A 1,114-nucleotide genomic window follows, 5' to 3' on the forward strand; every position below is an offset into this window, starting at 1 on the left:
TGTAAAAGAGTTTACACAAAAATCTTGACAGACCCTAAAAAAGGCGTTGTTGATTGTGTTGTTCTATCTTTAATGTTGGAGTTATAAATAAGTATACTCAAAAATCTATAGCTTATTGCAACAACTAAACCTTTAACTTTTAAAAAATTTGAGATATTTTGTATTCTTCGGACTCCCAAAACATCTACCTTCTGACTTTCTATTGGCAATGCTGAAAAATTCTTTTGCCGTCTCAAAATCACCTAATTCAAAAGCAACTTTTCCTGAAATAAATTCCTTATCACCCGAATCTATGCGATCAAATCCAGTTAAAAATATTTTATCTGCCCATACCTTTGCTTTCTTAAGATCATTTATTATTAAACAAGTGGCCACAACATCCTTCACCAAGTGATAGCTTTCTTCACAATAAATACCTTTTGGGTCGGGTATTAAATTCCAAGCTTCTTCTAACAACAAAATAGAATCTTCATGGTTACCATTATTAAATTGTTCATTACTTTTATTCACAAGACTTTCAAACTTTTCTTTGATGGGTGATTGCAAAGTAGCCATATCTATCCTCCTCAAACCATATCTTTAATCAATTCAAAATACTTATCATCTTCACTAAAAAAGATTTTATATCCTTCTAACATGTAAGTTCTTAACAGATAGTCCTTAGCTTTATCAAGTTCCCCACACTCGAACAAACTCTCTCCAAGTCTCAGTAAAATAAATGGATTTGAAATCCCACCTGGACAGTTTAAAGCATCATAAAAATTATTTTTTGCCATTTCATATCTGTTGGTATGAAAATAAGTGTCGCCTAATGCTGTATAAATCCATGTACTTGTTTGCCAGTTATTCCTCGGTAACGGAACCAGTTCCAGAGCAGCTGTATAACTCTCGATAGCTTTAATAATTTGTCCTTTTTCAGTTAAAGCATTTCCCTCTTTACACAGTTGTAAAATTCGTTCATATACTTGATCATCTAGTTCCAATATTCATTCCCTCCAAATGATTAGTTATCTGGTGGCAAGTAGGTTTCATTTAACTTCGCACCTGCGGATCGGTTCAAACTATAATGATCTAACACCAGGCCTGTTGATTACCCAAATCATGTAAATGGAGT

General features: G+C 33.1%; 2 protein-coding genes. Both read right to left on the reverse strand.

Annotated elements, in window-relative coordinates:
• Positions 1-132 precede the first annotated feature (132 nt).
• Positions 133-555, reverse strand: coding sequence for a hypothetical protein (locus L692_RS0119460; RefSeq protein ID WP_025695803.1), 423 nt, complete (start codon positions 553-555; stop codon positions 133-135).
• An 11-nt stretch (positions 556-566) separates the two neighbouring features.
• Positions 567-983 (reverse strand): hypothetical protein, encoded by a 417-nt coding sequence (locus L692_RS0119465; RefSeq protein WP_025701727.1) that lies wholly within the window; start codon positions 981-983, stop codon positions 567-569.
• Positions 984-1,114: the final 131 nt, after the last annotated feature.

It is taken from the genome of Paenibacillus forsythiae T98, assembly GCF_000520735.1.
Classification (GTDB): Bacteria; Bacillota; Bacilli; order Paenibacillales; family Paenibacillaceae; genus Paenibacillus_AQ; species Paenibacillus_AQ forsythiae.

Coding starts and splice junctions, on each gene's coding strand:
- L692_RS0119460 (WP_025695803.1), bottom strand. CDS start 555: ATGGCTACTTTGCAATCACCCATCAAAGAAAAGTTTGAAAGTCTTGTG.